Source organism: Massilia sp. S19_KUP03_FR1, assembly GCF_036688685.1.
Lineage (GTDB): Bacteria > Pseudomonadota > Gammaproteobacteria > Burkholderiales > Burkholderiaceae_D > JALYUM01.
The window spans coordinates 1-8826 of record NZ_JAQQPS010000050.1 but is presented as its reverse complement, the minus strand read 5'-3'; the positions used below and the strand labels follow the sequence as shown (position 1 = coordinate 8826).

The following is an 8826-nucleotide window of genomic DNA, read 5'->3' as shown; positions in this document are numbered from 1 at the left end:
CTGCCACACCGCCAGCGCGCGCGGCAGCGGCGGCGGTGGCCAGCCATGCCGCAGTGGCACCGCCCCCGCCGCCACGCATGGCAGCACCCGCGCCGCCGCCGATGGCTGCGCCAGCCGGACCGGCGCCGGCCATGAGTTCGGCCCGGGCCGCGATCAACGCGGCGCTGGAAGCCGCCCGGTCGGCCAGCCGCGGCCAGCAACCGCAGCAGAAACGCTCGACGGCGCAGTCGAACCAGGCCGCGGCGCAGCTGTCGGCCGCAACCCAGGAAGCGGCGCCGGCCCCGGCTCGTGCGGTGCCGGCCCCGGCCCCTGCGCCGGAGCGGGCAGCGCCAGCGGCCAGCAGCTCGGCCACGCCGCCATGGCAAACCAGCGCGGCGCCGGCAGCATCGGTCATACCGGGTGCGCCATCGGCGTCTTACGATGACAGCGCCAGCGAGCCGCCGTCATGGGTGACCGAATTTTCCGACGACACCGCCGTGGCGCAGGATGCGCCCGACGTGGCCACCGCGCCCGCCGTGGTGCCGGTGGCAGCGCCGGCCCGTGCGCCGGCAGTGCCGAAGCACGACTACGTCATCACGCCGGTCGAGCAACTTGGCTGGGACGGCAACTGGCCGGCGCTGGCTGCCGGCTTGCCGCTGCGCGGCGTGTCGCAGCAGCTGGCGTTCCAGACCGAACTGATCGAATGCGTGGCGCAGGGTAATGTCGCCACCTTCCGCCTGCGGGTGCCGATCGACACCCTGCGCGCCAGCGGCAACAGCGAAAAACTGTGTGCCGCCGTGCAGGAACTTTTTCCCGCCATGAAAATCATGCTGGAGACGGAGATTGGGCCGGTCTGGTACACGGCCAGCGCCGAAGCCCAGGCCTACCGCGAAGAATGCCTGCGCACTGCTGAACAGACAGTTGCCGGCGACGCCTTCGTGCAAGGTATGATCCGCACCTTCGACGCCTTTGTCGTGCCAGGGTCGATCAAGCCCGCTGCGGCAAGCTGAACCCCCTATTTTATAAATCGTTTCCAGGAGCACAACCATGATGAAAAACCAGATCGCCGGCTTGATGAAACAGGCGCAAGCCATGCAGGACAATATGAAAAAGGCGCAGGAACAACTGGCGCTGATCGAAGTCGAAGGCCAGTCCGGCGCCGGCCTGGTGAAGGTCGTCATGACCTGCAAGAGCGATGTAAAACGCGTCACCATCGATCCGTCGCTGCTGGCCGACGACAAGGACATGCTGGAAGACCTGGTCGCCGCCGCGTTCAACGATGCCGTGCGCAAAGCCGAAGCCTTGTCGGCCGAAAAAATGGCGGGTATGACGTCGGGCATGCAATTGCCGGCTGGCTTCAAGATGCCGTTTTAAAATTTAGTGGCCAAGTCGCTCGACTTTCTTACTGAGGCGCTGAGGCGCCTGCCCGGCGTCGGGCCGAAGTCGGCGCAGCGCATGGCGTTTCACCTGCTGCAGCACGACCGCGAAGGCGCCACCATGCTCTCGCGCGCGCTGTACCAGGCGGTCGACAATGTACACCACTGCGCGCTGTGCAACACCTTCTCGGAAACCGAAGTCTGCGACCTGTGCACCGATGACACGCGCGACCGTGCCCTGCTGTGCGTGGTCGAAACGCCGGCCGACCAGATGATGATCGAGCAGACCCTGACCTACAAGGGACTGTATTTTGTACTGATGGGGCGGCTCTCGCCGCTGGACGGCATCGGTCCCAAGGATTTGCACCTGGACCGGCTGATCGCGCGCGGCGCCGACGGCGTCGTCACGGAAGTGGTCATGGCCACCAATTTTACGAATGAAGGCGAAGCCACCGCGCACTACATCAGCGAGATGCTCAAGGCGCGTGGCTTGACGGTCAGCCGCCTCGCGCGCGGGGTGCCGGTTGGCGGCGAACTCGAATACGTCGACGTCGGCACCATCGCGCGCGCCATGCGCGACCGGCGTAGCGAATAGTGCCGGCCTGCCGCGGCTACCAGTAAGGCCCCCAGAAGCCGCCACCGCGCCAGCGCCCATAGCCACCATAATATGGCCCGGCATTGTTGTTGTAACGAATCTCTTCCTTCGCAGCGAGTTGCAGGACGCAGGCGCGCCATTGGTCCGACGCGGAGGCATAGCCCAGGCGCAGGCAGGCCGGCCCATATAAAGTCATGTCGCGTTCCATGTCGGCCTGCGCGCGCGCGGCGCGTTCCTGCGGGGTGGCACAGCCGGCCAGTGCGAGCGCGGCGCACAGAATCAATCGGCGCATGGTGTTCTCCTCTGATGACGTCCTCTGGTGAGGTCTGTTTGTGGTTCAGGATAGTGATCGGCGCCCTGTAATGCAAGCGCGCGCGTCGTACCGTGCGCGCCCCTGCGGCTTTACCCGGCACCGTCCTTTCTGGCAAGATAGCAAGCTGAACTTCAGATGAGGGCGACCATGGCAATGACCTGGAAAAAGCGCGCGGGCATCGGGGCGGGCGCCCTGATCGCGCTGGCGGTTCTGCTCCTGCTGGCCGGCTGGTTGTTTCTGCGCGCCAGCCTGGCGCAGGTGGACGGCACGCGCCGCGTGGCAGCCCTGGCGCACCCCGTTACCATCGCCCGCGATGCACTCGGCGTGCCGCTGGTTTCGGGTGCGAACCGGCTCGATGTGGCGTGGGCCACCGGCTTCGTGCATGGCCAGGAGCGCTTTTTTCAGATGGATTTGCTGCGCCGCGTCGCCGCCGGCGAGCTGGCCGAACTGTTCGGTGAGCGCGCCTTGCCCAGCGACCGCGCCAACCGCCTGCACCGCTTTCGCGCCCGCGCCGCGCTTGCCCTTTCTCGCATGACGCCGGCCGAACTGGCCTTCCTCGACCGCTACGTCGACGGCGTCAACCATGGTCTGGATGCCCTCGGCGCGCGCCCGTTCGAATACGGCGTCATTACCAGCACGCCGCGGCCGTGGTCACGCGCTGACAGCATGCTGGTGGTGTACGCCATGTTCATCGAATTGCAGGGCCGCCAGTTGCCGCGTGAGATTTCCCGTGGTTGGGTGCGGGATCACACCGACCCGGCCCAGCAGGCTTTCCTGCTGCCCGAGAGCACGGCTTGGGACGTGCCGCTCGATGCCGACGAACCAAGTGTGTTCGCCCTGGCACCGATACCGCCGAATGCGCCCTTGTGGTGGGGCCGCCAGCGCACCGAGCTGACGCGCCTGAGCATGACGATGCCGGACCTGGTTGGCAGCAACAACTGGGCCGTGTCCGGCAGCCGCAGCCGCACCGGCGCCGCCATCGTCGAGGACGACATGCACCTGGGCCTCCAGTTGCCGAATATCTGGTACCGGCTGGCTCTGCGCTTTCCCGATGCGCAGGGCCGCCCGCGCCAGCTGGTGGGCGTGACATTGCCTGGCGCGCCGCCGATGATCATTGCCGGCAGCAATGGCGAGCTGGCCTGGGGTTTTACCAACAGCTATGCCGACCTGGTCGACCTGGTGGCGCTGGGGCAGGACGCCAGCCACGGCGCGCAGGTGCGCACGCCGGCCGGCTGGGAGAAGCCGGTGCTGCACGCCGAACGCATCCGCGTAAAAGGCGCTGACGACGTGGTGCTGAACGTGCGCGAAACGTCGCTTGGCCCGGTGCGCGAGATCGGCGGCGTGCCGTACGCGGTGCACTGGATCGCGCACGACCCGGCCGCGCTGAACATGCACCACTGGCAAATGGAAAGCGCGCCTGACGTGGAAGCTGCGCTGGCGGTGGCGGCCGGCGACGGCATCCCGGGCCAGAACCTGGTGGCGGGCGACAGCCGTGGAAATATTGGCTGGACCATCGCCGGCATGCTGCCGCTGCGCACGGGCGGCGACACCAGTGTGCCGATGGCCGCCGGCAGCGCGGTCGGCACCTGGCAGGCACTGCTGCCGCCGGCGCGCTATCCGCGCATCGTCAATCCGGCCAATGGTCAACTGGTGACGTCGAACAGCCGCCAGTTGCACGGCCCGCGTGCCGTGCTGCTGGGCGACGGCGGTTTCGACCTGGGCGCGCGCCAGAAGCAGTTGCATGACAATCTGCTGGCGCTGGGAGCGCAGGCCGCTGTGCGCCAGGTGCAGGACGTGGCGCTGGACGACCGCGCCTTGTACGTGGCGCCATGGCGCTTGCGGGCCTTGCAGGCGCTCGACCCGCAGGCGCTGGCCGGCCATCCGCGCCGCACCGAATTGCGCCGCTTGCTCGAGTCGACCTGGGATGGCCGCGCCAGCACGGGCTCGGTGGCGTACCGCATCGCGCGCGGTTTTCAGTCGTCGCTGTACGCCTTGCTGTTCGATGGCGCCAACGGCGCAATGGAAGCGCTCGATGCGAAGGCCGGCATGGCCACGGCAACGTCGCGCTGGCCGGTGGTGGTGACGCGCCTGCTGGAGGCCCAGCCGCCAGGCTGGCTGCCGCCGGCTTACGCCGACTGGCGCGCCCTGCAGCTGGCCGCGCTCGACCGCGTCATCGAGAGCATGAGCAACGAAGGGCGCAGCTTGCCGAGTGCCACCTGGGGACTGCGCAACACGGCGACCATTGCCCACCCGCTGGCGGCTGCCTTGCCGTTCGGGCAGCGCTTTCTGGCCGCGCCGGCGGACCAGCTGCCCGGGGATGCCGACATGCCGCGCGTGGCCGGCCCCAGGTTCGGCCAGTCCGAGCGCATGACGATTTCTCCTGGCCATGAAGAGCAGGGCTTGTTCAACATGCCGGGCGGGCAGAGCGGCCATCCCTTGTCTCCCTATTTTTTGGCCGGCCACGCCGACTGGGTGCAGGGCCGGCCGTTGCCGCTGTTGCCCGGGCCCGCGCAGCACACGCTGACGCTGCAACCGTAACGCTGCTTTTGGATTGGATTGGATGCGCGCCAGCGCGCTGAGTTCCTGTGTCAGCGAACTGGGCAAGGCATCATTTGCAGAGCGTTTGCGCCAGGTCGCGTTTGTCCCGGATCCTCGCGTGCGCTCCGCATCCCAGTGGGATAGTGGTGATTCCGACGGTTGGCCAGGAGCGCGCGAATGATCTCCAAATTAATCGGTTTGCTTGTAATTGGCCTGGCCTTGCTGCTGGCGGCGCCCCTGCATGCCGCGTGGCAGAACGCAGTCAACGGCAGAATGCTGGGCAAGCGCATGCCGCCACTGGCGCTGCAAGCGGACCAGTCCAACGCGGTCGTACTGGTCGAATTCTGGGCGCCATGGTGCACGCCGTGCCGCGAAAGCGTCCCCTTGCTCAATCGCCTGCAGCACGATTACAGGCCGCGCGGCCTGCGCGTGATCGGCATGGCCCGCGAGCCGCCGGCTGAACTGGCTGAGTTTGCGCGCCGCGTGCCGCTGGAATATCCGGTGGGCTGCGACCCCGGTGGGGCGCTGTTTGCAAAACTTGGGCTGCGCAGCGTGCCATATGCCGTACTGGTGGACCGCAACGGCATCATCGTCTGGCAGGGCAACCCAGCCAGCCTGCGCCGCGAAACCATCGAGGCCACGCTGGCGGCGCCCGCAGCGGGCGCGCTGATGCGGTTTTAATCGGCTGCGTTTTGTCCCGGGCCTCGTCAAGGCGTCGGCGTTACCGCCCGCGCCAGTCCGAGTTTGACCAGCATGCGCGCAATCGTATCCTGCGGTGACGGGTGCCCCAGGTGGTAGCCCTGCACCAGGTCGCAGCCGTACTCCTGCAGCAGCAGCAGTTGTTCGCCGGTTTCCACGCCCTCGGCGACGACGATCATTTTCAGGCCATGCGCCATGGCGATGATGGCGCGGGTGATGGCGGCATTCTCCGTATCCTGGGGCAGGCCGCTGATGAAACTGCGGTCGATTTTCAGGGCGCGCACGTCGAAGCGCTTGAGATAATTCATCGACGAGTAGCCGGTGCCGAAGTCGTCGATGGACAGGAATACGCCGATGCCGCGCAGCAGTTCCAGCGTGGCGAGGGTGGCGTTGGCGTCGTCCATCAGTGTGCCTTCGGTCAGTTCGAGTTCGAGCAGGCGCGGCTCGAGCCCGGTTTCGTGCAAGGCCGACAGCACGATTTGCGACAGGTTTTCGTCCTTGAACTGCTTGGCCGACAAATTGACCGCCATGCGCACGGTGCGCCGGGTTTGATGTTGCCAGGTCATGGCCTGCATGCAGGCGGTACGCAGGACCCATTCGCCGATCGGTACGATCAGGCCGGTTTCTTCGGCCAAGGGGATGAATTCGGTCGGTGAAATGATGCCGCGTTCCGGGTGGCGCCAGCGCACCAGGGCTTCCACGCCGACGATTTCGGCCGTGCTGGCGTCTACCTGCGGTTGGTACAGCAAATACAGTTCGTCGTTCTGGATGGCTTTGCGCAGGCCCACTTCCAGCTTCACGTGACGCATGATCTTCATGGTCAGCGATGAGCTGTAGAGCTTGGCGTTGTTCTTGCCGCAGTTTTTTGCGTGGTACATCGCGGTATCGGCGAATTTGAGCAGCGAGCTGCAATCGTCGCCGTCTTCCGGAAACAGGGAGATGCCGATGCTTGCCGTGACAAAAATTTCGTGTCCGTCGATCAGGAACGGGCGGCGCATGGCTTCCTTGACGCGGTGCGCCACGTTCAGGGCATGTTCAACCCGTTCCAGGTCCGGGATCAGGATGGTGAATTCGTCGCCGCCCAGGCGCGCCAGGTTGTGCGCCTCGGCCGCAAGCGCAGGCGGGTGGCCCTGGGCAGCTTGCCAGGCAGGCGTCGCGCCGCCTTCGTCGCCGTAAGGCTGGTCCCCGCGCGAGACCAGGTCGCTCGGGCGCGTGGTTTCGCGCAGGCGCTCCGAAACGATTTGCAGCAGGCGGTCGCCGACATCGTGGCCGAGCGTGTCGTTGATGCGCTTGAAGGCGTCGAGATCCATGAACAGCACGGCGAATTTCTTGTTGCCCACTTTCGAGCGGTGCAGTTCGCGCTCCAGCGTTTCCAGAAAGGCCTGTCGATTCGGGATGCCAGTCAGGCTGTCGCAATAGGCCAGACGGCGGATCTGTTCTTCCGTGCGTTTGCGTTCGCTGATGTCGCGTACCAGCCCCAGCACTTCATCAGGGCCGGTGGCAACCAGGCGCGCTTCGAAGTGTTCGGATTGGCCGCCGCGCTGCAGCGCGTATTCGACCGAGCGCACGTTCTGGGTGTCGAGCACAGCGTCCATCTGCTCCAGCATGCGCGTGGCGATATCTTGCGGCAGCACATCGGCGATATGCCGGCCCACGCAATCGGCGCGAGCGAGCGGCGCGCTGCCGGCGTGGTGGCCGCGCGCGCGCCGCGCGGGCGTTGCCAACGCCTCGCGCGGGGCGGCGGCGCTGCCCAGGCCGCGGCGCTGCTGGAGTGTGCGCTCGTGGCCGGGCGCATAGTCGAGGTACACGCCATCCTTGTTCATGCGAAAAAAGGTGTCGGGTATGGCGGCCAGCACGGCGCGGTTGTGGGCGTCGGCGATGCGCAGGCGCACGATGGCGTCGCTGGCGCGCAGCACATACAGCACGCGGTGGCCCAGGATCGGCCAGTTGATCGGCTTCGACACGAAGTCGGTGGCGCCCGCTTCGTAGGCACTGGTGACTGCGTCGATATCGTCGCCGCCGGTGACCATGATGATTGGCACCATGGCGCCCGCTTCGCACTGGCGGATCGCGCGACAGGCGGCAAATCCATCCATGCTCGGCATGTCGACGTCGAGCAGCACCATGTCGGGCGCGCGCGCCTGCACCAGCGCGAGCGCCTGGCCACCGTCGTGGGCTTCGATCCCGTCCAGCCCGACCTGGCTGAGCATTTCGAGCATCAGCATGCGCATCACGGGATCGTCGTCGGCCACCAGCACGACGCCACGCGCAGCGCGATGTTTGGAAAGCGATGCTGCCATATCAAATTTCCTTTTCTAGGAGGGCATGCAGCGAATGGCGGACCGCCTGGAATTCCTGCTCCATGTCGTTCAAAATGCCGCACGCAGCGCTGGTGCTGTCGTCGCGGCCGAGTTGCTCGAGTTGTCGGCACAGGCGTGCAAAGCTGTCGGCACCGACGTTGGCGCTGGCCGATTTGAGACTGTGCGCAACCTTGCGCACGCCTGATGCATCGCGCCTGGCAATGGCCTCGCGCAGGGACCGCAGGCAGCGTGGCGTGTCGTCCACCCATGTGCCGACCACCTTGTTGACCAGGGCATTCCCGCGCGCGCTGCTCAACGCGCGAATTGCGTCGAGGGCGCGTTCATTGATGGCCGCGCAGCGGGCGCCGCCCGCTGCAGGTGCAATCTCTGGCACAGGCACCGGCGCGTCTTGCTCGATCATGGCCGGCAGCGCAATCCAGCGCCCGATGACGGCATGCAGCTGCTGCTGCGAAAACGGCTTCGACAGGTAATCATCCATGCCGGCGGCCAGGCACGCTTCGCGGTCGCCCTGCAAGGCATTCGCCGTGATCGCAATGATCGGCAGATGGCGCGCGCCGCGCCCGCTCCCTGCGGCGCGGCCCGTTTCACGCTCCATCACGCGCACGGCAGCAGCCGCGGCAAAGCCGTCCATCACCGGCATCTGGCAATCCATCAGCACCGCGTCGAAGGTTTGTTCGCGCAGTGCCGCCAGCGCTTCGGCGCCGTGGCGGGCGCAGTGCACGGCCAGGCCGAGCCCATGCAACATAGCTCTGGCGACCTCGACATTGACGGGATTGTCTTCCGCCAGCAAGACCCGCAGCGGCGTCCCGGTCACCGGATCGGTCGCGGCATGGACTTCAAGCGCGCGGGCGTCGCCGCGCGCCTTGGCGGCAGGCGCCATGGCCACGCGCGGCGGCGCCTGCGCGGGCAGGCCGCACGGTTCTGGCAGCGCGCCCGCAAGCGGCACCAGCGCGGGCCGCGCGCCGTCGCGCGGCCGGGCCGCCAGGCAGGCATACAGGTCGGCGG

Annotated in this window: 7 protein-coding genes and 1 pseudogene; 5 read left to right on the top strand and 3 right to left on the bottom strand. The window is 67.0% G+C overall.

The window, feature by feature from the left end; genetic code table 11:
- The 3 genes and pseudogenes from V6M87_RS26880 to recR all read left to right on the top strand — a co-directional run.
- A pseudogene (locus tag V6M87_RS26880) lies at nucleotides 1–989 on the top strand (DNA polymerase III subunit gamma/tau); the annotation flags it as partial.
- A gap of 37 nt (nucleotides 990–1026) precedes the next feature.
- Nucleotides 1027–1353: a YbaB/EbfC family nucleoid-associated protein gene (locus V6M87_RS26875; RefSeq protein WP_332879746.1), complete on the top strand. Its 327-nt coding sequence runs from the start codon at nucleotides 1027–1029 to the stop codon at nucleotides 1351–1353.
- A 6-nt stretch (nucleotides 1354–1359) separates the two neighbouring features.
- Entirely contained in the window at nucleotides 1360–1950 is a 591-nt protein-coding gene (gene recR, locus V6M87_RS26870) for a recombination mediator RecR (RefSeq protein WP_332879745.1), read from the top strand.
- A 16-nt stretch (nucleotides 1951–1966) separates the two neighbouring features.
- On the opposite strand, the gene V6M87_RS26865 is transcribed toward recR, so the two are convergent.
- Nucleotides 1967–2242 (bottom strand): hypothetical protein, encoded by a 276-nt coding sequence (locus V6M87_RS26865; protein ID WP_332879744.1) that lies wholly within the window; start codon nucleotides 2240–2242, stop codon nucleotides 1967–1969.
- Between the two features lie 168 nt (nucleotides 2243–2410).
- Here V6M87_RS26865 and V6M87_RS26860 point away from each other — a divergent pair, with 168 nt between their 5' ends.
- Both V6M87_RS26860 and V6M87_RS26855 read left to right on the top strand, forming a co-directional pair.
- Nucleotides 2411–4801: a penicillin acylase family protein gene (locus V6M87_RS26860; protein ID WP_442920647.1), complete on the top strand. Its 2391-nt coding sequence runs from the start codon at nucleotides 2411–2413 to the stop codon at nucleotides 4799–4801.
- A gap of 177 nt (nucleotides 4802–4978) precedes the next feature.
- Complete coding sequence (locus tag V6M87_RS26855; RefSeq protein ID WP_332879742.1) at nucleotides 4979–5482, top strand: TlpA disulfide reductase family protein; 504 nt, start codon at nucleotides 4979–4981, stop codon at nucleotides 5480–5482.
- A 26-nt stretch (nucleotides 5483–5508) separates the two neighbouring features.
- Here the strand turns inward: V6M87_RS26855 and V6M87_RS26850 are convergent, their stop codons facing one another.
- Both V6M87_RS26850 and V6M87_RS26845 read right to left on the bottom strand, forming a co-directional pair.
- A complete protein-coding gene (locus V6M87_RS26850) occupies nucleotides 5509–7800 on the bottom strand; it encodes an EAL domain-containing response regulator (RefSeq protein WP_332879741.1) in 2292 nt (763 codons plus the stop codon).
- A 1-nt stretch (nucleotide 7801) separates the two neighbouring features.
- The coding region (locus V6M87_RS26845; protein ID WP_332879740.1) for a response regulator at nucleotides 7802–8826 on the bottom strand (1025 nt) is incomplete at its 5' end.

Excerpts from the sequence above, each read along its gene's own strand:
- V6M87_RS26875 (WP_332879746.1), top strand. The coding sequence starts at position 1,027 with ATGATGAAAAACCAGATCGCCGGCTTGATGAAACAGGCGCAAGCCATG.
- V6M87_RS26865 (WP_332879744.1), bottom strand. The coding sequence starts at position 2,242 with ATGCGCCGATTGATTCTGTGCGCCGCGCTCGCACTGGCCGGCTGTGCC.
- V6M87_RS26850 (WP_332879741.1), bottom strand. The coding sequence starts at position 7,800 with ATGGCAGCATCGCTTTCCAAACATCGCGCTGCGCGTGGCGTCGTGCTG.
- V6M87_RS26860 (WP_442920647.1), top strand. The coding sequence starts at position 2,411 with ATGGCAATGACCTGGAAAAAGCGCGCGGGCATCGGGGCGGGCGCCCTG.
- V6M87_RS26855 (WP_332879742.1), top strand. The coding sequence starts at position 4,979 with ATGATCTCCAAATTAATCGGTTTGCTTGTAATTGGCCTGGCCTTGCTG.